At 33.2% G+C, this 25,753-nt stretch carries 14 protein-coding genes; 5 read left to right on the forward strand and 9 right to left on the reverse strand.

All coding sequences use genetic code 11. From position 1 onward, the window contains the following. Positions 1-14 precede the first annotated feature (14 nt). The 5 genes from DFR66_RS10790 to DFR66_RS10810 form a co-directional block, all read right to left on the reverse strand. Entirely contained in the window at positions 15-3,275 is a 3,261-nt protein-coding gene (locus tag DFR66_RS10790; protein WP_114754906.1) for a VCBS repeat-containing protein, read from the reverse strand. Then, positions 3,268-6,600 (reverse strand): VCBS repeat-containing protein, encoded by a 3,333-nt coding sequence (locus tag DFR66_RS10795; protein WP_242008668.1) that lies wholly within the window; start codon positions 6,598-6,600, stop codon positions 3,268-3,270. Before DFR66_RS10795 ends, DFR66_RS10790 begins: the two co-directional genes overlap by 8 nt. Positions 6,601-6,745: 145 nt before the next feature. Continuing rightward, entirely contained in the window at positions 6,746-8,263 is a 1,518-nt protein-coding gene (locus DFR66_RS10800; RefSeq protein WP_114754860.1) for a RagB/SusD family nutrient uptake outer membrane protein, read from the reverse strand. A 20-nt stretch (positions 8,264-8,283) separates the two neighbouring features. Next, on the reverse strand, positions 8,284-11,277 hold the full coding sequence (locus DFR66_RS10805) for a SusC/RagA family TonB-linked outer membrane protein (RefSeq protein ID WP_242008669.1): 2,994 nt from the start codon (positions 11,275-11,277) through the stop codon (positions 8,284-8,286). A 668-nt stretch (positions 11,278-11,945) separates the two neighbouring features. Continuing rightward, the gene (locus DFR66_RS10810; RefSeq protein WP_242008670.1) at positions 11,946-13,952 is read right to left on the reverse strand and encodes a glycosyl hydrolase family 95 catalytic domain-containing protein; all 2,007 of its coding nucleotides are present in this window, start codon (positions 13,950-13,952) and stop codon (positions 11,946-11,948) included. A 196-nt stretch (positions 13,953-14,148) separates the two neighbouring features. On the opposite strand from DFR66_RS10810, the gene DFR66_RS10815 reads away from it, so the two are divergent. From DFR66_RS10815 to DFR66_RS10835, 5 genes are all read left to right on the forward strand, one after another. After that, complete coding sequence (locus DFR66_RS10815) at positions 14,149-15,738, forward strand: glycoside hydrolase family 32 protein (protein WP_114754861.1); 1,590 nt, start codon at positions 14,149-14,151, stop codon at positions 15,736-15,738. 50 nt (positions 15,739-15,788) lie between these two features. After that, positions 15,789-17,117, forward strand: a complete 1,329-nt coding sequence (locus tag DFR66_RS10820; protein WP_114754862.1) for a sugar porter family MFS transporter — start codon at positions 15,789-15,791, stop codon at positions 17,115-17,117. A gap of 2 nt (positions 17,118-17,119) precedes the next feature. Then, positions 17,120-18,016, forward strand: a complete 897-nt coding sequence (locus tag DFR66_RS10825; RefSeq protein ID WP_114754863.1) for a carbohydrate kinase family protein — start codon at positions 17,120-17,122, stop codon at positions 18,014-18,016. 213 nt (positions 18,017-18,229) lie between these two features. Next, positions 18,230-19,249, forward strand: a complete 1,020-nt coding sequence (locus DFR66_RS10830; RefSeq protein WP_114754864.1) for a LacI family DNA-binding transcriptional regulator — start codon at positions 18,230-18,232, stop codon at positions 19,247-19,249. A 223-nt stretch (positions 19,250-19,472) separates the two neighbouring features. Beyond that, the gene (locus tag DFR66_RS10835; RefSeq protein ID WP_114754865.1) at positions 19,473-20,507 is read left to right on the forward strand and encodes a LacI family DNA-binding transcriptional regulator; all 1,035 of its coding nucleotides are present in this window, start codon (positions 19,473-19,475) and stop codon (positions 20,505-20,507) included. 13 nt (positions 20,508-20,520) lie between these two features. Here the strand turns inward: DFR66_RS10835 and queG are convergent, their stop codons facing one another. The 4 genes from queG to DFR66_RS10855 form a co-directional block, all read right to left on the reverse strand. Further along, complete coding sequence (queG, locus tag DFR66_RS10840; protein WP_114754866.1) at positions 20,521-21,444, reverse strand: tRNA epoxyqueuosine(34) reductase QueG; 924 nt, start codon at positions 21,442-21,444, stop codon at positions 20,521-20,523. Positions 21,445-21,578: 134 nt separating this feature from the next. Continuing rightward, complete coding sequence (gene ruvB / locus DFR66_RS10845; protein ID WP_113665015.1) at positions 21,579-22,601, reverse strand: Holliday junction branch migration DNA helicase RuvB; 1,023 nt, start codon at positions 22,599-22,601, stop codon at positions 21,579-21,581. Positions 22,602-22,755: 154 nt separating this feature from the next. Further along, entirely contained in the window at positions 22,756-24,552 is a 1,797-nt protein-coding gene (locus DFR66_RS10850) for a cytochrome c oxidase subunit I (RefSeq protein WP_114754867.1), read from the reverse strand. Positions 24,553-24,580: 28 nt separating this feature from the next. After that, positions 24,581-25,735, reverse strand: a complete 1,155-nt coding sequence (locus DFR66_RS10855; RefSeq protein WP_114754868.1) for a cytochrome c oxidase subunit II — start codon at positions 25,733-25,735, stop codon at positions 24,581-24,583. Positions 25,736-25,753: the final 18 nt, after the last annotated feature.

Raw genomic sequence — 25,753 nt, forward strand, 5'->3', positions numbered from 1 at the left:
GGTTGCTTTTTTTACTATTTTTTTCTCGTGGGCATTTCATATACTTCAGCACTTTTATTATTAATCGTGATCAACATGTATTTTTTACCGTTGAAATTAATAATATCAAGATGTCTGACTGCTTTCCGAGTTAAATCAATTCCTATTTGATTCCCCAAGAATATGGTTTTTTCATTTTTGATTAAAGCCCCAGAAAATCCATCAAATCTACTGTGATACGGTGAAACTCCAAAGTAATTTCCTGCCGCAAAAACTTCCTCTTTTGCATCTGAATCAAAATTAGATTTCAGAAAACTGGTAATAGGTGCCACTTGCATTTTATTCGAAAAAGGAACAAAAGTAAATTTCCCCTTATCATTTCGTAAATAACCCGATTTCAAATTATGTACTTCGAACAATTTTCCTTTCTCTAACATTTTTAAATCAAAGACTTCTTCAATTGTTTTTCCTGCAAAGGATTTATAACTATTAAATTTCTTTTTTAGCATTCCGCTGAATTGTTCTGCAAGTTCATCGAGACCTAATGTGGTATAATATTGTCCTTTCTTTTCAATTGCCACTATGGTTTCAAAAGAGCCATTCGCATCAAAATCATCATAATACATTTTCATTGGAAAATCCTGTGAAGCTTTAAATTTAGAATTCATCCCCCAGTTTCCTACCAAATAATCCTCGTCACCATCCTGATCTATATCAAACGAAATTACTGATTGCCACAATCCATTGCTTTTTTCCGGAAAAACTGTTGCTGTTACATCTGTGAATTTCCCATTTTTATTTTCAAAAAATGTAGGTTTCATCCATTCACCCACTACAATTAAATCTGTTTTTCCGTCTTTATTAAAATCAGTAAAAACAGCATCCGTAACCATCCCTATTTTTTCAAAAATCTTATTTTGAACAATCGTAAACACACCTTTGTTATTGTTTAGCAAATAACAATCTGGCATACTACCAAATCTATTATTGATTGAATTATTGCCCACAAAAATATCTAAATCTCCGTCGTTATCATAATCAAAAGTCTTTACTACCGATGCATTTTGAGACAGCTTAGGCAAAACTTTATTTAGAAACTGATTGGCTTTATTTAAATACAAACGGTCTTGCAAATTAGATGCATTTTCACCTCCACCGGAAGCAACATATAAATCATTAATTTTATCATTATTAAAATCGCCTAATGCAACGGAAGCATCTTCAAAAATAGAGTCTTTTTCGATTGCAGAAAATCCTTTTTTAGAAAACCCCGTGGCATTTTGAAAATAAATCGCAGCTTTTTTACCTTTAGAACCACCAAAGAAAATATCATCCATTCCATCGCCATTCAAATCCCCAACTGCAGTTGCTGCACCACGATCAGTACGCTGGTATGGGATCAATTTTTGAGATAAAATATCAATAAAATCATTTTCCTGATGCATAAAGTCAATTCCCAATCCAGTTTCAACCTTTTTGAAAATTGGCAAAACTGCCGGATGTAATTTTTTATAATCAAAAGCTTTTCTACTCGGATTAGCTTTTATGGTAAGAGTTTGACTTGTTTTAACATTCTTTATTGTTTGGTATGTTTTATCAGGCCAAATCACCACTAACGAATCTATCTTAGTTGTTTTCCCATACCCAAAATGAATCATAGGCTCTGATGAAGACTGAAATCCTCTAGTAGTTTGTAGTTCCTTAAATTGCTTGTTCCCTTTAGAATAAGAAATTACTTTGGCTCCAACCCCAAAAGTATTTTTGCCTGTAAAACGCAGTTTTAATTTTAAATAGTTTGACTTGGTATCCGTTTTATTGATATAAACTGAAGCAATAGCGTTGGTATTATTAGTAATTATATCTAAATCTCCATCGTTATCAATATCAGCATATCCACTACCATTTGAAATTATAGAATCATTTTCTATCCAATCGCTTGAACGGTTTTTAAATTGCAAATCAGCTCCACCTTGAAAAACATAATTCGTCACATTTCCCTTTGGCATACGTTTCAAAGCTTCTTTATCCAATAACTTAGTTGTACTTATTTTGCTTTTTATTTGATCATTTGAATAATATTTCACATAATCTAAATCATTAGGACGCTTTGGGATTCCGTTAGCAACAAAAATATCTTGTTCACCATCTTGATCATAATCCCCAAACAAAGTACTCCAACTCCAATCAGTTGCCGCTACTCCACTCAACAAAGCCGTTTCGGTGAAGCCGCCTCCTGCCTGATTTAATTGCAACATATTTCTGGTGTATTGATAATGATACCCTAGTTTTTCGGTTCTCATTTTTAACATTTGCACATTATCATCGCCTAAGGAAGATTTTAAAACTTTCTCGTCTTCTGGAAGCATATCTAAGCTTAAAATATCCGGAAAACCATCATGATTTACATCTGCTACATCAACTCCCATTGAAAAACGACTGGTGTGACCAAAATACTGTTTCAAACTTTCCGTAAAAGTTCCATCTCCATTATTTAAATAGTAATAATCATCTTCGTGAAAATCATTGCCCACATAAATATCTGGATACCCATCTAAATTAAAATCAGAAACGGCTAATCCCAAACCATATCCATTCGCACCACCAAAAATACCGGCCTGCTCACTTACGTCTACAAATTTTCCGTTATCATTACGAAATAACTTATCTCCGCATTCGTAGCTTCTTTTATTTCTAATGTCCGCATTTCCAAAAGATGATTCAGAATGTACGGCGTGATTCAACAAATACATATCTAAATCTCCGTCTAAATCATAATCAAAAAATGCTGCTGAAGAACTATAATTATCTAAATCTAATCCGTACTCGGCTGCACTTTCGGTAAATGTATTGTCTCTATTATTGATAAATAATTCATTCTGACCTTCAAAACCATTAATCCCAACTACCGCACAAACATAAATATCTAGATATCCATCTCCATTTACGTCAGCCATAACAGTACCAGCGTTCCAATCACTTTGACCTTCAACGCCTGCTTTTGCTGAAATATCTTCAAATTTATTGTTGCCTTTATTTAAATACAGTTTATTTTTTCCTTGATTGGACGTAAAATAAACATCTACCAAACCATCATTATTAATATCGCCTAGTGCAACACCCCCACCGTTGTAATAGTAGAGATAATCTAAAATAGAAATGTTTTTGGACTCTAATAATTGGTTATTGAATGTAATATTGCTTTCCTCAGAAGACAATTTTTCAAACAGTTGTCCTTCTTTTTTGGAACAACCCATAAAAAGCAATGAAGCCAGTCCTATTCTGAAAAAATTATTCATTACGTCTAAATATTTTTGGAGTATTATCATTTACAACAGCTATAATGGAAACCGTTTTATTCTTATCTTTTATTATTTTTAGCTGTTTCACTTCGCCCTTTATAAAGAAACCGGATTGTTTGTATGGCATCCATGAGAAAATTCCTTTCTTATTTCCTAAAAGCACACTTCCATAATTAGCATCCAATCTGGAGAATTGTGGTTTGAATTCGTATTGATTACCGCCCAAGATTAAGTCCATGATTCCATCATTGTTTACATCCATTGTAGTAATAGTGTTCACGCTAGAAAACTGAACTTCTTTTGGAAGTGCTTTTATCTCAAATTTACCATTTCCTTTATTGATTGCAATCACACTTTCTTGAATATTGACAGTCTTTTGAATTGAATTATCGACTACTTCTTTAGCAAATAATTCCTGGAATGTTTTTTTAGAATAATCCCCATAGCTTAAATTTTTCTTCTTAATGGAAGGAATTTGTTTGGCTAATTCCTGCTTTAAGTTTATTGGTAAATCTTTGCCGCCAATAGAGCGAGATGCTATTTGTTCGATAGTTCCGTTATTATCAAAATCATTGATAAACAATTTCATCGGATTTGCACTGGTCGCTTTGTAGTTTGTATTTGTTCCTTTATTTCCCAGAATCAAATCTTTTTTACCGTCATTATTCAAATCAACACAGCTAACTGCGTTCCAAAAACCTTGATAACCCGAAAGATTTGATTTAAATTCGACTAATCTGCGTCCATTATTTTTGAAAATCATAGGTGCCGTCCAATCTCCCACTAATATCAAATCTTTTTTGGAATCGTTATCAATATCTTCCCATATTGCATCGGTTATCATTCCAAACGAGTTTATTTTGAATGCTTTTTTATCCGTTACATTAGTAAAGTTTCCTTTGCCGTCATTTTCCAATAACAAATGTTTAGGATCAATTCCATAAACGCCCGGAACGCTTCGACTACCTATAAAAACATCAATATCACCATCATTATCGAAATCGTATGGCGCAATCACCGATACGTTGTTATTAGTTGTTGGAAAGTTGGTTTTACTTTTTACAAAAACCCCTTTTCCGTTATTCAAATACAGTCGGTTCTTATAATTAGCCTGATCTGATTTTTCATTACCACCAGAACCTACCAATAAATCAATATCACCATCATTATCAGCATCAAAAAAACTGGCTGCAGTATCCTCAAAATTAGCATCTGCTTCAATGTCTTTTTGATTTGAAACTAAAAAATTACCATTCCCTTTATTTAAATACACTTTACCGGCTTGCCCTTTGGCACCGCCAATAAAAACATCCTCATTTCCATCTCCATCTAAATCAGCAACTGCCAGTGAAGGCCCTTCTTGAGAAAGCATTTTAGAGATTAAACCTTCATGGTCAAAATCAACATAATTATTTTCTTTGTGTGCTAAAAAAGTTGCTTTCTTTTCAGCAAACAATGGTTTTGATTTGACATTTTTTTGAACGTAATCTATTTTAGCATTAGCAATATCTAAATTTAAAGTGCTATTATTGGCTATTTTTTTAATCGTTTGAGATTTCCCGTTTGGCCAAATTACTTGTAATGAGTCAATTTTTTTAGTTCCAATTCCAAAAGTCATTACATAATCAATAGACGATTGAAAACCTCTGGAAGGAATTAATTCTTGTCTTAGAATCTCGTTTCCGGAGAATAACTCAACAATACTTCCAACAGCAAATTTGTTTTGACCTTCACCTTTCAACTTTACTTTAACATAATGATTGCTCTTGTTTTTTTGAGAGTTATTGCGATAGATAAACGATTCCATGTTGACATTATTGACAACCAAATCTAGATCTCCATCATTATCTAAATCTCCATATGCTGCACCATTAGAAAAACTTGGGGTGTCTAATCCCCACTTCATAGCCTCATTGCTAAAGGTTAGGTTTTTGTTATTTTTATATGCATAATTAGGTATTGGAGTACTTGGCATTTTACTGATAATAGTTTGAATTTCTTCTTTTTTACCAGTGACAACCATTTTTTGCATGAACTCATTGGCAAAAAAATCAACAAAATCTTGATTAGTTAAATCGTTATAAATTCCGTTACAAACGTAGATATCTTTGTAACCATCATTATCCATATCAAATAGTAAAGCGCCCCAACTCCAGTCGGTTTTAGCAACGCCAGCATGATTTGCTATTTCAAGAAATTGATTGTCGCCGTTATTAATTTGCAGGGTGTTCTGCATATATTGATTGTAGAAATCAAGATTTACTTTTCTGGTAAATAAATCATAGTTTTCAAAATTTGTAGTCGTTTTTAAGCGTTCGTCCGGTTCCGGTAACATATCAGTTACAAAAATATCGGCTTTCCCGTCATTGTTTACATCGGCCATGTCAGCTCCCATAGAAGATTGGCTGATATGTGATGTCCATCCCTGAATTTGTTCGGTAAAGGTTCCGTTTTTATTATTTATGTATAAATAGTCTCTTTCATAAAAATCATTCGAAATATAAATATCCGGATACAAATCTCCGTTTACATCTCCTACAGTAACTCCTAAACCAAAGCCTATAAGACTACCATAAATTCCTGATTTCTCACTTACATCGACAAATTTTCCGTTATCATTGCGCAAAAGTTTATCACCTCCTCCTTTCAAAATTTCGGCTACATCCCAATCTTTATCTCTTAAATCTCTTTTGTTTGAATAATTAAGACTACTCACTGGAATAAAACTGTTGTTCAGAATATAAACATCTAAGTCTCCATCTTTATCATAATCAAAGAAAGCTGCGTGAGTTGTAATTCCTGTATCAGCCAGATTGTATTCAGCTGCCTTTTCAGTAAAAGTATTATTACCATTATTGATGAAAAGCTCATTTTTTTGCTGGTCGCCCAAACTATTTCCTGCATTACACACATAAATATCGAGTAAACCATCCGCATTTAAATCAACCATTACAACACCTGTTGACCATGTTTTGGTTCCTTCAACACCTGCTTTTTTAGAAATATCCTCGAATTTAAAATCCCCTTTATTTAAGTAAAGTTTGTTTGCTCCCAGATTGGAAGTAAAATAGACATCCGCAAGACCATCATTGTTAATATCTCCAATCGCCACACCGCCACCATTGTAAAAATTTCGGTATTTGAATATATTCATATCCGCACCATTTTTAACTTCATTTAGGAAATTAATTCCGGTTTGTGAAGCATCTAGTTTGGAGAATAAAACGTCTTTGTTTTCTGAATTTTCTTTAGAACAATTGGAAAAAAACAGAAGAATTAAGGGTAATAAGACAAAACGATTTGACATATTATATTGTAGCATTTTAGTTAGGTAATTGCTTGATTAGAATTGCCTAATTTATATAATATTGATATAAAAAAAGAATAAAATAGATAAAAAATAAAGAGGGTAATAAATACCCTCTTCATAACTAACTCAAAAAAAACAATTAATAGTAAACAAATTTTTAATAACCTGGATTTTGTTTCAAGTTTGAATTAAATAATGCTTCCGCAGGAATTGGATACAACACATATTTCACATCTGAAGTATATGGTTTTAAGTCTCTAGCTCCTAAGAATTTTCCAAAACGAATAGCATCGTTTCTTCTCCAACCTTCCCACCATAATTCTCTACCTCTTTCAGTATAAATACCGTCTAAAGTTGATGGTGCTGGTGTAACACCTGCTCTTAATGCCAATCTAATCATTATGTCTCCAACAGAACCTGAACCTCCTCTTGCGATAGCTTCAGCTTTCATTAATAGAGCATCTGCATAACGCATTAAGACTAAATCATTATCTGGTTGTCCAAGGTTATCTGCATCTGGAACATATTTAAATGCACGAACACCAGCTGTTTCTAAAGAAGCTCCCGAAGTAATTAGAGTAAGTGATTTTGTGTAAATCAAAGGATTGTTGTTTCTGTCTTTCAAAGCCTCTGTTCCACCTGGCTTAAACATTTGTCCTTCAAGGAAACCTGCAGGATTACCAAAATTTTGAATAATACTTGGCGTTGAATATGTTCTACGACCATCAGCACTTGTAAAATTATTGTAATAATCTGCTACAGTTGCAAATCCATTCCACCCGTCAGGAGTCTGATTATAGTGGTTAGACATTCTCCATTTAGACTGCATATTTCCACCATCTCCACCTTTGTTATTTTTAGAAGAGAAAATAATTTCAGAAGATGTATTGTTATTAGGAGAGAAATTCAACCAATAACTACTTGCTAAAGTATTTGATATTGCATCAACGTTTTGAATTACTTTGTTCATATCAGCAGCAGCAAAAGTGTAAGGTCCAGCTGGACTAGTCGCAGTAAAAACTCCTTTGTTCAAATATGCTTTAGCCAATAAAAAATGAGCTGCATCTTTGTTAGCAATACTCGCATCATTAGCAACTCTTGCTGGTAAAGTATTTAAGACTGCTTCTAATTCAGAAATAACAAAATCAATAGCCTCACCACGTTGCCAAACTAATGGATCGTCAGTTAATGGTGAACCAGCTGGTCTGTAAGGTACTTGACCAAATAAGTCTACTACATTATAATAGTACCATGCACGTAAAAAACGAGCTTGTATTACTTCAGCTGCTGTTCCTCCATTTTCTATTACCAAGTTACATTTGTAAGCATTAGATAGTAAAGAATTCCAAGCGTTACGTACTTCCGGATGATCAGGAGCCCATGTATGGGTATGGATCTGTCTCCATGCTCCATTATCATCCCAGTCACCACCACGCGTAGGACCTACCATCGCGTCTGTTGACATTTCATCCATTGCATAAACTCCACCTTGTCCGTTGAAATCTCTCAACCCCTCATAAGCAGATACTAGAGTCGCACTAGTATTTACTGTACCTCCTGCGTTAGTTGTAATTGCAACACCATCTAAGATTTCTTCGTCTAAGTTAGTACAACTAACACCTAGGGACACTATACTTAAGTATACGAAACCTTTTATTATGTTATTTGTTTTCATTATTTAATTAGTTTAAATTATTAAAATGTTACGTTAAGTCCTAAAGCGATTGCTTTTGAACGTGGGTAAGATAAGTAGTCAATACCAGCTGATGGCACACCATTTAATGACTTATCAGTATTCACCTCAGGATCAAATCCAGAATAATTGGTAAATAATAACAAGTTTTGTCCATTTACGAAGAAACGAGCTGATGAAATTTTCATTTTCTCTAATGTAGCTCCAGTAAATGTGTAACCAAAAGTCAAATTACCCATTCTTAAGAAATCTCCTTTTTCTAAGTATTTTGTAGATGGTGAGTTTGGATCTCCTGCATCTTGAGGAGAAGTAGCTACACTAGCAGGTACATTTCTACCACCTTGAAATGCTCCTTTGAAGAAGAATGCATTAGCAGTGTTGTTATACAAGTAGTGACCAAAAGCACCATAGAAAGAAACTGCAGCATCAAAGTTTTTGTAAGTTACATTAGTAGCAAAACCTAAATTCATTTTTGGTAAACCTTGTTTTCCAACTAATTTTTTAGCAGCTAAACCTAAAGAAGCATCTGCTCCTGCAGCATCAGCATAAATAGAGGCTCCATTAGCATCGTACCCTCTAAATTCATACATATAATAGCTATAAATTGGCTCATTATTCGTTACAACTTGTGAAAAAGCACCACTTAAACCTTGACCATGTAAAGCACCTGCTTGAATAAATCCAGCAAAGTTTTCCATTGTATTAGATAAAAAGGAAGCATTAGCTGAAAAATCCCAAGTTAACTTTTCAGTGTCAATTATTTTATAATTTGCACTTACTTCTACACCGTTGTTAATTAAATTTCCTGGCAAATTCACAAAACGTGGTGATGGAGGACCTGGCTGAGAAGCAGCTGATGGTACTGGAAAGATTAAGTTTTTTGTATCTCTTGTAAAATAATCTACAGAACCTGTAAGTCTATTATTAATAAAAGCAAAATCTAGTCCAACTCCAGAAGATGTAGTAGTTTCCCACTTCAAATTTTCATTAGCATTAGAATCCACATTTAATGCTCCGTTTAAGCCATAAGAAGCACGAGCTACCGCAGAGTTCACAGTAAACTCTTGGTTACCTGTAACACCATAATTAGCTCTTAATTTCAAACTGTTAACTAAACCAGCTTTATCTTCAAAAACTTTATATCCTACTCCGATTGCTGGGAAAGAACCATATTTATTATTAGCACCTAATTTAGTAGACCCGTCTGAACGAAAGGAAGCAGTTATTAATAACTTTTTGTACAAAGTCGTATTTACTCTACCAAAAAAAGATTGCAATTCATTTCTATTTCTAAAAGAAGACGCTCTGAATTCATTTTGCAAACCACCTTCAATATTGTCAATTAGGTTTGTTTGCCCTGGATCAAAACCTTTCGCAGATGTATTACTACCACTTACATTATAGTCATAGTATGAGTAACCCGCTAAAGCATCAAAAGAAAAATTATCATTAACTGTTTTGTTGTAATTCAATGTGTGCTCAAATGTTCTGTTCACTCTTTCTATTTGAGTAATACCAGCCTGACCAAATTTTAATTGAGTAGATCCCGGAGGAGTTGCTTGTGCAACGTTTTGAATTTGAATTGCTGGAGACAATTGAGATTTTCTAGTAGAATTAGAAGTTTCAACACCAAATAAGAATTGGTAATTCAAATTGTCATTAATTTTTAATGTAGATTTAATACTTGCTAACAATTTGTTAGTGTTTGTGTTGTCTTTGTAAGAATCAGACAATAAAGCTGGATTCAAAAAAGAGTTATTCAAATCTGCTGAACCATTAGGTCTAACATTATATGAACCATCAGCATTAATTAATCTGTCTGTTGGATTCCAATAAATTGCAGTAGCAATTAAGTTTCCAACAAAACCTACATCATTTGAGATCAAAGCAGCCTCATCTCTAAGACTAGAATAATTTACTTTAGTATCTACTTTTAAAGCACCACCAAAGAAATCATTAGAGTTGTTTAAAGCAAATGTATATTTATCTAAACCTGTTTTGTTAACAATACCTTCTGTATTAGAAGCTCCAATAGAAACCCTTGTAGAAGAATTTTCAGTAGATTTAGTAAAAGATACATCATGGTTAGAAGAAAATGCATTTCTCATAACTGCATTTTCCCAGTTATAACTTCTTGATCCATTATCTCTACCACCGTTAGCCACATACTCATCACCTGACATTAACTCTAAATTACTAGCTAAAGAACTAAAAGTGAATGAATTTGAGTATGTTAATTGTGGTTCTTTAGATTTAGATTTTTTTGTAGTAATTACAATAACACCATTTGCTCCACGAGAACCATAGATAGCAGTAGAAGACGCGTCTTTCAAGACTGTCATACTTTCGATATCGTTTTGGTTGATAAAGTTTAATGGGTTTCTAGCAGATTGACTACCTAATCCAATATCATTTCCTGCAGAAACATCACCACCATCTAAGGGCACACCATCAACAACAATAAGTGGTCCGTTTCCAGAACGGATAGATGAATTTCCACGAATTCTGATACTTGCAGCAGCTCCTGGCTCACCACTTGATTGAGTTACTTGAACTCCCGCAACTTTACCTCTTAATAAATCAGCAGGGTTAGGTGCTCCTACATTATCAAAACTTTTAGAACTCAATTGATCAACTGCACCCGTTGCATCTTTCTTTCTAACTGAACCGTAACCAATAACGACTACCTCTTTTAATTCAGCTGAATCTTCTTTTAATACTACATTTACTGTGCTTTTACCCGCTACATTTACCTCTTGTGTTTTAAGACCAATGTAACTAAAAACTAAAACTGCGTTTGAGCCAACATTCTTGATAGTAAATTTTCCATCGAAATCAGTTTGCGCTCCATTTGTTGTTCCTTTTACTAAGATAGAAGCCCCTGGAAGCGGACCACTACTATCAGATACTGTACCGGACACATCTTGCGAATAAGTCAAACTTGTACAAAGTACCGCTAGAAACACCATCAAGCCTTTAATTAGACTATTTTTCATACGTAATAAATAAGTTGGTTAATAATTTGTTTAAATGGTTTGTTTAAATATTAACATCAAACATAATTATAATTTTATGATAACATTAAGATTTAAGTAAACTATAACGTTTTCGTTATGCCGAAAACGTTTTCGATTTTAAAATTAATCCTTTAAAAATTTAATACTAAAATTATAATAAACATAAAAAAAAAGCAATAAAAAAATCATTATTGTATAATTTACGCATATGCTACACAAAATCATTGCATTTTAATCAAAAAAAATCGCGATTAAGAAATAACATTGCGAATTATGCAAAGTAATGTCGTTTTTTGCCAAAAATTAACAATCTGAATTTATCTAAAATGATGTGCTATAAAACATTTGGATGTGAAAAAAAATATTCTGTATTTTCTATTACATAACACTAAAAAAAACAGGGATCTATTATAAACACATTTACGGAACGATTTCGTTACTCTAACCCTATTTTTAAAAAAAAATCAATCTGTTTTGCGTTGCATAAAATCCATCGGTATATCTAAAATTTATTTTGTCAATAGCATTTCTTGAATACAATGTATAATAGGAAACAAAAAAGCCACTAACACATAATTCAATCTATAACAAACAGATTAAATCAAGTATTTGTGGCAATAAAAATTTTTGCAGTATTATTTGCAGTATTATTTTATGACAATGGTTTTATTGTCAACTCCAATTCCGATAATCTTTAACGATTTCCATTGTTTTGGCAACAATCCTTTGTTGTATTTCAACCCCATATCAGTTTGTTCCACTCCTCCAAAACCATAAATAACTGCCTGGAGCATTGCTCCTGCACCAGTTGCAAAATATGGATTATTGCTATTAGCTGATTCCGAAAAAACTCCAAAAGGCGGACGGCTATTTGGCAAATAGGATTTTACAAAATAACTATAAGCCTTTTCTCTATCGCCTAATCGTGCATACAAAACAGACAAAACTCCGGAAGCCATAGCTGGACCATCTTTTTTATCAATTTTTTCCGCATAGTATTCTAAATCTTTTTCTATTTGAACTTTGTCTGTGATTATGTGTAAAGGGTAAGCTAATAAATTTACATCAGCCTGTTTTATCATTTGGCCAGCATACCCTTTATAATTTTGAGTAATTCCATTCTCACTATGAATGATTAATTTTTCTGAAACTTCTATCCAGCTCGGATTAATCGGCTCGTTTAAAATTGTGGCTGCCTTAATCGTATTTTTCAAAGACTCAATAGCAGATGCGTTTGTAAATGCATTATCGTCCACGTGTTGTGCATATTCATCGGCACCAACTACATTCAAAATAGAATAACTTCCATCTTGATTTTTAACTACACGGCTCACCCAAAAATCAGCTGTTTCTTTTAGAACATTCCATTCTTTTTTCAACCAAATCTTATCTTGTGTATAACTGTAGTAATTCCAAAAAGCAATCGAAACATCTGCAGTTATGTGTTGTTCAAAAATCCCGGTCAAAGCCCAAGTCGGCGTGGCTTCCTCACCAGTATCGTCAGATTCCCAAGGATACATTGCTCCATTATAGCCATAAATAAAAGCTTTTTGTTTTGCTTTTTGCAAACGGTCTGAACGGTAATCCAAACATGATTTTGCCATATCTGGCTGTAACGCTAAAAGTGTTGGATACATCCAAAGTTCAGTATCCCAAAAAATATGTCCGTTATATCCTTGCGATGACAATCCCATTGGCGCAATACTTTGTCTGGTATCAGGCCTGATGTAGGAGTACAAATTGTATAATGCAAAACGTACACGTTGTTGTGCATCAAGATCACCTTCAATTTGTATATCGCCCGTATTCCATAACTCAGCCCATGCTTGTTTGTGACGATTCAATAATTTATCAATTCCTTCTTGTAATGCATAAATCGGTTGTCTTTCGGACTCATTCAACGGGTCAGTAACATCTTTTGAAGTACAAATTCCTCCTGCTACTGCAAATTGGTATTTTTTTCCTTTCTGTAATTTTTTAGTAAAACCTACTTCATTTCCAGTTTGCTTTAAAGCTTCGCTTTGTCCGTCAAAAAGAAAAGTAGTTGAAGCAGCAACTGTATATTTACCTGTAAGCGTTTTAGCAACTGTTCCAAAAACAGGCATTAAATATTGATTATCTTTCAAAATCCTAAACTGACTTTTAGCGTCTTTCAACTCATCCGGAACAACCATATAATTATTAGCCGTAATATCGATATCTTTACTAGGGGTAATTTCGACAATTGCCATCGCCGAGAAGGGAATAGCTCTATTTGCCAAAATCGTATACTTAATTGTTGCTAAATCTTTAAATGAAAATGAAGTCGTACTCGTTCCCTCTTTCATCGAAATAACTTGACTCCAGTTATCAATATTGTCTGATTTAATTTCTTGATTATTGATATCCAAATGCAGATTCAGAAATTCAATTCCGCGAACTATTCTGCTGATTCCATTTTCTGGACTTCCGTCATAAACGCCATTCAGAATAATTTCTTTTGTTTTTAAAGGCGTATCATCGGTAACAATTCCTATTTGACCATTTGCCATAGCAACACCAAAATAATTTACTCTTGAATTTGCGTATAAATGCCACTCATCTGATTTGCTTTGACTAAAAGCGACTGAACTTAGTAAGAGCATGAAAAACAAACTTTTAACTGTTGAAATCATAAATTAATTTTTTAATAATATTTTCAAACTTATATCATTTAATTCATAAAAAGTTGAATAGTTGTATATAGTGCACAGAATAGAAATCGAAAACGTTTTCGACATACCGAAAACGTTTTTAGTACCTTGATTTTAAATTATTAAAAAATAGAATTCTATTTTTATGTATAAAACATAATAATAAATCCTTTTTTCTATGAAGTTCGCAAACAACATCATATCGATTTTTTTCTTTTTGGGCAGTACATTTTTCTTGTTTTCGTGTAAAAAAGAAGAAGGAAATAACATCATTGCCATAACCTCTTCTGAAAAAATAAAAATTGATTCTACTGAAAAATACAAAGAACCGTTTAGACCACAATTTCATTTTTCTCCAGAAAAAAAATGGATGAATGACCCCAACGGCATGGTATATTATAAAGGTATTTATCATTTGTTTTATCAATATTACCCAGACGATATTGTTTGGGGACCGATGCATTGGGGACACGCCACCAGCACTGATTTAATTCATTGGACACATAAAAAAATTGCATTATTCCCTGATAAATTAGGCATGATATTCTCTGGCAGTGCAGTAGTAGATATTGACAATACATCAGGTTTGGGAACAAAAGAAAATCCTCCAATGATCGCCGTTTTCACCTATCACGACATGGCAGGCGAAAAAGGGGGCAGGACAGATTATCAAACACAAGGATTATCCTACAGCTTAGACGAAGGAGAAACTTGGTTGAAATATGAAAAAAATCCTATTGTTAAAAATTCCGGCGTAAAAGATTTCAGAGACCCTAAAGTTTTCTGGAATAATGAAACTAAACTATGGAATATGGTATTAGTAGCAGGAGATCACGCTCAATTTTACACTTCTGAAAATTTAATTAATTGGAAATTCGAAAGTCAATTTGGTGAAAATATCGGTGCTCATGGCGGTGTATGGGAATGTCCCGATATTTTTAAATTGAAAGTTGCCAATTCCAATGAAGAAAAATGGGTTTTACTTATCAGTATCAATCCTGGGGCTCCAAATGGAGGCTCTGGAACACAATATTTCATAGGTGATTTTGATGGGAAAAGTTTTAAAACCACCCAAAAAGATATTAAATGGATTGACAACGGTGCTGATAATTATGCTGGAGTTACCTACAACAATACCCCAGACAATAAACGAATATTCATAGGCTGGATGAGTAACTGGTCATATGCCAGAGACACCCCTACAAAAAACTGGAGAAGTGCCATGACACTACCTCGAGAACTATCCCTTGAAAAAATAAACAATAATTATGTTCTAAAAAACAGTCCTGTTGAACCGTTCAAAAAACAATTAGTTTCAGAATTCTCAAAGGATATATTGCCTATTAAACCAAACCAAAAAGTCACTTTTACGTATGAAAATTTCAACCAATCTGAAGTGAAATTTAAAGCTTCTTCAAAAAATTTAAAATTGGTTTTTTCCAATGAAGTAAATGATTCTTTGGTTTTGAATTATGATGCTGTACAAAAAAACTTTTCGATAGACAGACGACATTCCGGAATAGTAAATTTCGAAAAAAGTTTTGGAGAAAAAATTCACAACACCAAAATTCCAAACATTACAACAGAAACAATCGATTATCAAATCGTAATAGATTGGTCCTCAATTGAAATTTTTCTTAATGGTGGTGTATACAGTTTTACGGAACAAATTTTCCCTAGCAAACCGTACACCAAACTTAGTATTCAATCTGATGAAAAACTAGAAATAAAAAACGTCACTATTCATAGAATTAAAGGAATCTGGTAACAATACAAATCATTAAATCTACCAAAACTATTAACCCTAAATTATAAAAAATGAATAACAGAAAAATACTCTATTGGTCCATTATTGTTGCGTTTGCAGGATTTTTATTTGGATTTGACACCGTAGTAATTTCGGGAGCAGACAAACAATTGCAGCAATTATGGGGTTCTTCTGAATTGTTTCATGGATTGGTAGTAATGTCATCCGCATTATGGGGAACGGTTATAGGTGCTATTTTTGGTGCGTTTCCAACGAATATATTAGGTCGGAAAAAAACTTTAATAATTATAGGTTTGCTGTTTTTTGTTTCTTCCATTGGAACTGCTTTTGCAAATGATCCTATTATATTTTCTATTTTCAGATTTCTTGGCGGAATTGGGATTGGGGCTTCAACCATTGCTGCTCCTACATATGTTTCTGAAATAGCTCCTGCTAAAGACCGCGGAAAATTAGTTGCTTTATACCAATTCAATATTGTTTTTGGAATATTAATCGCCTTTACCTCAAACTATTATTTACAGGATATTGGAGAAAATGCCTGGCGTTGGATGTTAGGAATACAAGCTTTCCCATCCTTTCTATACACAATTCTGGTATTTGGAATCCCGGAAAGTCCGCGTTGGATTTTAGAATACAAGAAAGACAGAGCAAAAGCAGTCGCTATTTTGAAACAAATTAATAGTGACTCAGCAGTAGAAGCAGAAATAGCAGCTATTGAAAAAGAAACATCACATGAAGAAAAAAACGAATCTATTTTTATGGCAAAATACAGAAAACCATTACTATTGGCTTTTTTTATTGCTTTTTTCAATCAGCTCTCCGGGATTAATGCTTTTCTATATTATGCACCTCGAATTTTTGAATTAGCAGGATTAGAGAAATCAGCTTCTTTTTTGAGTAGTATCGGAATTGGAGTGATTAATTTGATTTTTACCATGATTGGAATCTCGCTGATTGACAAATACGGAAGAAAAACATTGATGTATTTAGGTTCTGTTGGATACATTATTTCTTTGGGATTAGTAACAACTGCCTTTTATTTTGAATGGAAAGGAATGGCCGTTCCGCTATTTTTCTTTTTGTTTATTGCATCCCACGCGATAGGACAAGGAGCCGTGATTTGGGTATTTATCTCCGAATTGTTCCCTAATAAACTAAGAGCAGCCGGAACCTCTTTTGGGACCTCTGTTCATTGGGTCTTAGCTGCATTGATTCCTTCTTTTATTCCATTTTTATTCAAAGAAATTGGAACAACAACTGTTTTTGCTATATTCTGTATTATGATGGTTTTCCAACTGCTTTGGGTATTTACAAAAATGCCAGAAACCAAAGGAAGAACATTAGAAGAACTATCTGAAAGTCTATCAAAAAACGAATAATCATGACCAAAAAAATAATCTGTTTTGGAGAAGTCTTGTTTGATGTTTTCCCTACACATCGGAAAATCGGCGGGGCGCCATTAAATGTAGCATTAAGACTCGCATCACTTGGAGTAAATGCGCAAATAATCAGCCGAATTGGAAAGGATGAAATCGGAAAAGAACTCCTTGCTTTTATTGAAAAAAACGGAGTCGCTACCGAAACGATTCAAATAGACGAAAACTTATCTACTGGACAAGTTATTGTTCAATTAAACGATAAAGGTTCTGCTTCCTACACCATCAATTACCCTGTTGCATGGGACAAAATTATTTGTATTCCAGAAGATGAAATCATGGTCAAAAAAGCGGATGCACTTGTTTTTGGGACTCTTGTGTGTAGAGATTCTGTATCGCATACATCCCTTTTAGAGATAATAAACTATGCAAAATACGCTGTTTTCGATGTTAATTTACGTGCTCCTTTTTACACAAAAGAAATACTTATTAATTTGATGATGCAATCTGATTTTATAAAATTCAATGATGATGAGTTATTTGAAATTAGTGCTTTTATGAACTCTCCCTATCATTCATTGGAACAAAATATACTTTTTATAGCAGAACAGACAAACACAAAACACATTTGTGTGACTAAAGGAAGTCATGGCGCTGTTTTGTACTACAATGAGAAAATGTATTACAATAGCGGCTACAAAATTGATGTTGTAGATACTGTAGGTTCTGGAGATTCTTTTTTAGCCGGTTTACTTTCTAAACTATTGTATGATGAAAACCCGCAAGAAGCCATAGATTTTGCTTGCGCTTTAGGAGCTATTGTAGCAAAAAATGAAGGTGCAAATCCAAAAATATCCATTCAAGAAATCAATGCTTTTATGAATCCTCAAATACTTATTTAAATAATTGTAAGAGCATCACAAAATAATACTTTCTGATAAAATTTTCCCTTTAATTAATAATTACACAATTGATTTAGTATTAAAATGTTCTTTTTCTTTTAAAACTAATAAAAGTGTACGAAACTGTTTTTTGAAAATTGGTTTACAATAAATAAATTGTAAATTCGTTCTCAGAAAGCAGTTTTTTGGCTTTTACAAATAGAGTATTGCAATATGAATAACCCCACTCTCAAAGAAATTGCCGACCAATTGGGAATTTCAATAACCACCGTTTCAAAGTCACTTAAAGGATATTCAGACGTCAGTGAAAAAACAAAAAAAGCAGTTATTGAACTTGCTCAAAAATTACATTATTCACCTAATAGTTTTGCAGTAAATCTTAGAACAAAAGAATCAAAGACTATTGGATTGATAATCCCTACGCTTGTGCATGATTTTTTTTCTAGTGTAATCAAAGGAATTCTAGAAGAAGCTGAGAAGAGGGATTACTTGGTTATCATTTTACAATCGAATGAAAAAATAGAGTTTGAAAAGAAACAAATCAATCTATTATTAAATAAAAGAGTTGATGGAATTTTAATGTCGTTATCTAATGAAACAGGTGATTTTGAACATTTAAAATCGATTCTTGCTCATAAGACTCCTCTGGTACTTCTTGATAAAATTGCAAAGCTTGTAAATTGCTCTAAGATAACCATCAATGATAAAAAAGCGGCTTACAATGCGGTTTGTTATCTTATAAAAAAAGGATACAAAAAGATAGCTCACTTTAGAGGTTCTTATCTCCCGCAGAATGCTATCGATCGATTTTTAGGATATAAAAAAGCACTCGAAGATAATGGCATTACTTATGACTCATCTCTGGTTTATGTGTGTGAGAATAATGCAGACTTTGAAGATGGTTATGATAATGCTAAAAAAGTAATTAAAGAGCACCCTGAAATCGATGCTATTTTTGCAGTCACAGATTTAGTTGCTATTGGAATCATTAAATATTTTAACGAAATAGAGATTTCAATCCCACAACGCATCGCTGTTCTAGGTTTCAGTAATTGGTTTATGTCGAGCGTTATATCTCCAAAACTCTCCACAATTGACCAACCTGGTTTTGAAATTGGAAGAAGATCTGCTGCGATTCTGTTTGACGAAATCAATCTAAAAAAGAAGAATTTACCCGTTATTTTCCAGTCAATTGAATTAGAAACTAACATAATTGAAAGAGAGTCGACGTAAAAAAATTGAATCCTTAATAATCAACCAACACGTATTTAACTAATCAATATTAATTTGTTTATTTTAATAAAAAATACAGAAATAAGATAAAAATTAATATCTTGGTAAAGAATATTTTAAGTTAGAGTCCGTTTTTATAGGCACAAATTAAACATCTGGAGATTTAAAATAAAGTCATTTCTAAAAATATTTTCCTAAAATAAAATCCGTAGAAATTCGATTCATGAAAGATATTACTCTTAAAGAAATTGCAACTAAACTGGGGATTTCGATAACTACAGTTTCAAAAGCATTAAAAAACTATCCCGATGTTAGTGACAAAACTAAGAGAGCGGTAATTGAACTTGCTCAAAAACTACATTATACTCCTAATAGTTTTGCCGTAAATTTAAGAACCAAAGAATCAAAAACCATTGGATTAATTATTCCTGAAGTAGTACATCACTTTTTTTCGAATGTGGTAAATGCCATTATTAATGAAGCAGAGAAAAACGGATATCTTGTTATTATTTTACAATCCAATGAAACTTTGGCTTTAGAAAAAAAACAAGTAGAATTACTAATTAACAAAAGAGTCGATGGTATCATAATGTCACTTTCTAATGAATCTAATAATGACGACCATATTAAGGAAATAATAAATAGAAACATTCCATTTGTAATGTTTGACAAAATTGCTAAGCTCTCTAAATGCTCAAAGGTAATAATTGATGACCAAAAAGCCGCTTTTAATGCCGTTCAACACTTAATTGATAATGGTTGTAAGAAGATTGCTCATATTCGCGGCCCATTGAATCCTCAAAATTCAATAGACAGGTACATTGGTTATAAAAAAGCGCTGGAGAAAAACAACATTCCTTTTGACACAAAATTAGTTTATACTTGCGAAAACGTGACGTTTGAAGAAGGAAAAAATTTTGCCAAACAAATCATCAATGAACATCCAGACATCGATGGAGTTTTTGCAATTACAGATTTGGTAGCAGTTGGAACACTTGCATATTTTAATGAAAATAAAGTCAATGTTCCTGAACAGGTATCAGTTATTGGTTTTAGCAATTGGTTTATGTCACAAGTACTAACGCCAAAATTAAGTACTGTGGATCAACCAAGCCATGAAATGGGGATCGAATCTTTTAATTTATTATTGGAAGAAATGAATTGTCATAAAGAAGGAATTCCTTTCACTCCAAGAACTGTTGAATTAGAAACTAGGGTTATTATTAGAGAATCATCTATAAAAAATAAAAAAAATTAAATCTCAAATATCTTTATTTTAAAAAATCAAGATTCCTTTTTATGCCATGAAACTTAGCTCTTTTGAGTGGAGAATTTTTAAAAACGGACTTAAATGTTTCTTCGGTTATTTCAATCCAATCTTTCTTTGACATAGACATAAGTTGAGGATTTGCATCAAACAATGGTTCATTATGAGGTTTGGAGAACTTATTCCAAGGACAAACATCCTGACATACATCACATCCAAAAGCCCAATCATCAAATTTACCTTTCATTTCGTGAGGAATATTTTCTTTTAATTCAATAGTGAAATAAGAAATACATTTACTACCATCAACGACATAAGGAGCAACTATTGCCTCTGTAGGGCAGGCATCAAGACAAGCAGTACAAGTTCCACAATGATCCGTTGTAGGATTATCGTAGTCTAATTCTAAATCAATAATAAGTTCTGCAATAAAATAAAATGAGCCTACTTTTTGAGTCAATAAATTACTGTTTTTTCCTATCCAACCCAAACCACTTTTAGCAGCCCAAGCTTTATCAAGTACAGGCGCAGAATCTACAAAAGCACGGCCAGATACATCTCCAATTGTTGATTGAATGGAAAACAAAAACTCTTTGAGTTTTTCCTTGATTATAAAATGATAATCCTGCCCATAAGCATATTTTGAAATTTTATAAGTATCCTGATTTTGTAGTTCTTCGGGGAAATAATTTAACAAAAGCGAAACAACACTTTTGGCATCATCAACTAATAATGTTGGATTAAGACGCTTGTCAAAATGGTTTTCCATATAGGACATTTGGCCATTTCGGTTGTTATTTAACCAGCTTTCTAAACGTGGTGCTTCTTGCTCTAAGAAGCCAGCTTTGGATATTCCACAAGATAAAAAACCGAGACGTTGCGCTTCGGATTTGATAAATTGTGTATATGTAGACTTGTGGTTTATAATCAGGATCTAGAAGTTAATAAACAGATTTTTAAAGCTCTAATAGCATCTCCTGATTTAGAAAAACAAACCTTTTTGATGCTTAGTTTTACAAAATAAGGAACAACGAAAATAGTAGGAATTAGATCTAAAAGGAATTAAAACAATCCTCCTTGAATATTTGTATTTAATTTACCCAAATGCTTGTATGCTTTATCGGTGACTTCACGCCCTCGTGGCGTTCTCATGATAAATCCTTCTTGAATCAAAAACGGCTCATAAACTTCCTCGATAGTTTCACTACTTTCGGAAACAGCTGTCGCCAAAGTAGTTAAACCAACTGGTCCACCTTTAAATTTATCGATAATTGTGGTTAAGATTTTATTATCCATTTCATCTAAGCCATGCGCATCAACATTAAGCGCTTTTAAGGCATAACGAGCAATTTCTATGTCAATTGTACCATTTCCTTTAATTTGTGCAAAATCACGTACACGGCGCAACAATGCATTAGCAATACGAGGTGTTCCCCTACTTCTACCTGCAATCTCTATTGCAGCTTCCATAGAAATTGGCATTTTAAAAATAGTGGCACTTCTTTCTACAATTGTAGTCAGCAGCTCAGTGGTATAATATTGTAAACGAGACGATATCCCAAAACGAGCTCGCATAGGAGCTGTCAATAATCCAGAACGCGTGGTGGCACCAATTAAGGTAAATGGATTCAAATTAATTTGAACGGTTCTAGCATTTGGTCCTGATTCAATCATGATGTCAATTTTGAAATCCTCCATAGCAGAATACAGATATTCTTCAACAATAGGACTCAAGCGATGAATTTCATCAATAAACAAAACATCTCTTTCCTCTAAGTTAGTCAATAAACCAGCTAAATCTCCCGGTTTATCTAATACAGGACCCGATGTAATCTTAATTCCAACTTGAAGTTCATTAGCCAAAATATTTGCTAGAGTAGTCTTACCTAAACCTGGGGGTCCATGAAAAAGGGTATGATCGAGTGCCTCATTGCGTTGATTAGCAGCTTGTACAAAAACTTTCAGGTTTTCCAAAATCTGATCTTGTCCAGCAAAATCATCGAACGAAAGAGGTCTTAATTTTTTCTCAAGATCTAGTTCTTCCGAATTGTAACCGTTTGATGTTGGGTCTAAATTTTCATTCATATAGCAAAGATAGGGAAGCAATTTCGAATTAAATATTATAAATTATAATTGCTATAAATTTAGAAAAAATAGTTATTAGAACGATGCACATTAGGTAACAAAAAATATAATAACAAAAAAAGCCTCTACTTTCGTAGAGGCTTTAAAAATATTTTTAATGGTGTAAAACTTCTTCACCTTCTTTCATTGGAACGTTTTGAGGTACAAAATCCACATCATGTGCTGGATTACTGTAGTCATAAGGCCAACGGTAAACGTGAGGAATTTCACCTGGCCAGTTACCGTGCATGTGTTCAACGGGTGCTGTCCATTCTAGTGTATTCGACTTCCAAGGATTCATCACAGATTTTTTACCATAGAAAATACTAACGAAAAAGTTGTATAAGAAAACTAATTGAAAAACTCCACCAATTAATGCGAACGTTGTTATTAAAACGTTTACGTTTTGTAAATCATCAAATAACGGAAAGTTTGTATTTGTATAATATCGTCTTGGCAAACCTGCTAATCCTATGAAATGCATTGGGAAGAAAACACCATAAGCACAAATTGCAGTTACCCAAAAGTGAACATATCCTAAATTCTTGTTTAACATTCTTCCGAACATTCTTGGAAACCAGTGATAAATCCCAGCAAACATTCCATAGAGAGCAGAAATACCCATTACTAAGTGAAAGTGAGCTACAACAAAATATGTATCATGCACATTAATATCAAGCGTACTGTCTCCAAGAATAATTCCTGTTAAACCACCTGTTATAAATGTAGAAACTAAACCAATTGAAAACAACATAGCAGGATTCAACTGTAAGTTACCTTTCCAAAGTGTAGTGATATAATTAAAGGCTTTTACAGCTGAAGGTATAGCAATCAACAAAGTTGTAAAGGTAAAGACAGAACCTAAAAATGGATTCATACCTGATATAAACATATGGTGTCCCCATACAATGGTTGATAGGAAAGCAATTGCCAAAATTGACATGATCATCGCTCTATAACCAAAAATTGGTTTACGTGAATTTGTTGCAATGACTTCCGAAGTAATACCTAGTGCGGGTAGTAAAACTATATAAACCTCAGGATGCCCTAAGAACCAAAATAAGTGTTCAAACAAAACTGGTGAACCACCTTGATAATGTAAAACTTCACCAGCTATATAAATATCTGATAGGAAGAATGATGTTCCAAAGCTTCTGTCAAATATTAACAATAAAGCTGCAGATAAAAGAACCGGAAAAGAAACTATACCAATAATTGCAGTAACAAAGAAAGCCCAAATAGTAAGAGGCAATCTAGTCATAGTCATACCTTTAGTTCTTAAATTTATTACAGTTACAACGTAATTCAGTGAACCCATCAAAGAAGAAGCAATAAAAATAGCCATTGAAACTAACCATAAAGTCATACCTAAACCAGAGCCAGGAATAGCTTGAGGCAAAGCACTCAAAGGTGGATAAATTGTCCATCCTGATGAAGCAGGTCCTGCTTCAACAAAAAGAGAACAAACCATAATTACACTTGACAAAAAGAATAACCAGTACGAAATCATATTCATGAAACCTGATGCCATATCTCGGGCACCAATTTGAAGTGGTATTAATAAATTACTAAATGTACCACTTAAAGCAGCAGTCAATACAAAGAAAACCATAATGGTTCCATGTATCGTAACCAATGCCAAATAAATATCATTAGTCATTACGCCGTTTGGAGCAAATTTATCACCTAATAAAATATTAAAAATTTTAAAAGATTCTTCAGGCCATGCTAATTGCATTCTAAATAGCATAGACATTCCTACACCAATAATCCCCATAATAATACCAGTAATTAGGTATTGTTTAGCAATCATTTTATGATCAATACTAAAAATGTATTTAGTAATAAAAGTGTCTTTATGATGATGTTCGTGTTCGTGATCTATTGCGTGATCGTGACCTTCTGCTGACATATATGTTTACTTTAAATATTCTTATTAATTATTTCATGGTTACAGCAACTACTGCTGTATCTTTTGCTTTTGTAGAATCTTTACCAGATGATGCATTTGTAGCATCAGGTTCAGCCAATGCAGCTTTAACTTCACTTACGATTGTAGCTTTATCTTTTAACCATGCTTTATAGTCTTCCGGAGTATCTACAATAATTTTCATTTGCATGTTATAATGTGATGCTCCACAGATTTTATTACATAGCAATAAGTAATCAAACGTGTAAGGATCTAAAGCAGTTTCACCTTTTGCAACTAATTCAATACTTTTCTTTGACCTTAAAGCATTAATATTAGCAACTTTCTCTACCATAAATGGCAATTCTCTATACTCAGCTGTTGTATATATAGGTTCAAAAGCAAATTGTGTAACCATACCAGGAACACAGTTCATTTGTGCTCTAAAGTGTGGCATGTATGCGGAGTGCAAAACATCTTGAGAACGCATTTTGAAGAGAATCTTTTTTCCTTTAGGAATATGCAATTCAGTTACTACAATATCATCTTGAGCATAAGGATCCGCTAAATCAACACCAACGGCATTTGCCCCTTCAATGAATCTAACATTAGCTTTACCTAATACATTATCATCTCCAGAATATCTAGCTTTCCAGTTAAATTGTTGTGCATACAACTCAATAACTATTGTATCTTCATCTTCATCAACGAACATAATATTAGTCCAAGCAAAAAGACCATAAAGAATTAAACCAGCTAAAACAACCGCCGGAATAACACTCCAAATAGCTTCTAGTTTATTATTATCAGCAAAATAAAGAGCTTTTTGATCTTTTTTCCCTCTGTATTTGAAAGAAAAATAATGTAACAATACTTGAGTAACAGCCTGAACTATAAAAATAAGTACCCATGTAATATTCATTAAATTATCAATTTGTCCACCATGCGCTGAGGCAGGTGTATGTAATACTAAAGGACCCCATTTAAACAATCCGTAAATTGAAAAAATATAAATAAAAGCCAGAAAACCAAACATCAAATAACCTTGAACGTTATTATCATTATCAGTTGCTATTTCTGAACTATCTGAATTAGAACCAACTTGCGTTAGGTCGAATATTTTAGTCAATTGCCATAAAGCAACAGCTAATAAAACTAAAACTATAATTACCAACAAACTTGTCATCTGTTATCTTCTTTAAAT

The organism is Flavobacterium glaciei (genome assembly GCF_003350545.1).
GTDB lineage: Bacteria > Bacteroidota > Bacteroidia > Flavobacteriales > Flavobacteriaceae > Flavobacterium > Flavobacterium glaciei.

Coding starts and splice junctions, on each gene's coding strand:
- DFR66_RS10790 (WP_114754906.1), bottom strand. CDS start 3,275: ATGAATAATTTTTTCAGAATAGGACTGGCTTCATTGCTTTTTATGGGT.
- DFR66_RS10795 (WP_242008668.1), bottom strand. CDS start 6,600: ATGCTACAATATAATATGTCAAATCGTTTTGTCTTATTACCCTTAATT.
- DFR66_RS10800 (WP_114754860.1), bottom strand. CDS start 8,263: ATGAAAACAAATAACATAATAAAAGGTTTCGTATACTTAAGTATAGTG.
- DFR66_RS10805 (WP_242008669.1), bottom strand. CDS start 11,277: ATGAAAAATAGTCTAATTAAAGGCTTGATGGTGTTTCTAGCGGTACTT.
- DFR66_RS10810 (WP_242008670.1), bottom strand. CDS start 13,952: ATGATTTCAACAGTTAAAAGTTTGTTTTTCATGCTCTTACTAAGTTCA.
- DFR66_RS10815 (WP_114754861.1), top strand. CDS start 14,149: ATGAAGTTCGCAAACAACATCATATCGATTTTTTTCTTTTTGGGCAGT.
- DFR66_RS10820 (WP_114754862.1), top strand. CDS start 15,789: ATGAATAACAGAAAAATACTCTATTGGTCCATTATTGTTGCGTTTGCA.
- DFR66_RS10825 (WP_114754863.1), top strand. CDS start 17,120: ATGACCAAAAAAATAATCTGTTTTGGAGAAGTCTTGTTTGATGTTTTC.
- DFR66_RS10830 (WP_114754864.1), top strand. CDS start 18,230: ATGAATAACCCCACTCTCAAAGAAATTGCCGACCAATTGGGAATTTCA.
- DFR66_RS10835 (WP_114754865.1), top strand. CDS start 19,473: ATGAAAGATATTACTCTTAAAGAAATTGCAACTAAACTGGGGATTTCG.
- ruvB (WP_113665015.1), bottom strand. CDS start 22,601: ATGAATGAAAATTTAGACCCAACATCAAACGGTTACAATTCGGAAGAA.
- DFR66_RS10850 (WP_114754867.1), bottom strand. CDS start 24,552: ATGTCAGCAGAAGGTCACGATCACGCAATAGATCACGAACACGAACAT.
- DFR66_RS10855 (WP_114754868.1), bottom strand. CDS start 25,735: ATGACAAGTTTGTTGGTAATTATAGTTTTAGTTTTATTAGCTGTTGCT.